Source organism: Marinicauda pacifica, from assembly GCF_004793635.1.
Lineage (GTDB): Bacteria > Pseudomonadota > Alphaproteobacteria > Caulobacterales > Maricaulaceae > Marinicauda > Marinicauda pacifica.
Genome location: NZ_SRXV01000084.1, coordinates 1 through 306, shown reverse-complemented (window position 1 = coordinate 306; position 306 = coordinate 1). Strand labels below are relative to the sequence as shown.

Sequence of the window (306 nt, the reverse complement as noted above, 5' to 3'; positions counted from 1 at the left end):
GACCCGGTCGGTCGCACCCTGGTCGAGCGCTGCCTGATACAGGCTTGTCTCGATCGAGCCGCTGGCGCGGACCATCTGGCTGTCGAATTCGCCGGACCTTGAAATCCTGCTCAATGGCGGTCTCGCCACGCTGGATCAATCGGTCGAGGAGATGAGCGGCGTGGACGGTGTCATGCTGGGCCGGGCCGCGTACCACACACCATTCGAGCTGGCGCGCCTCGACAGCCGCCTCTATGGCGAGCGCGACCCGGTAGAGACACCGTTCGACGCGCTGGAAGCGTACCGGCCTTATGTGGAAGGCGCGCT

1 protein-coding gene is annotated in these 306 nt (G+C 65.7%); it reads left to right on the top strand.

Translation table 11 applies throughout. The annotated features are described in order from the left end of the window. Window positions 1–52: 52 nt before the first annotated feature. Window positions 53–306, top strand: a 254-nt coding sequence (locus E5162_RS15085) for a tRNA-dihydrouridine synthase (protein ID WP_174235022.1), incomplete at its 3' end; no start/stop codon positions are given.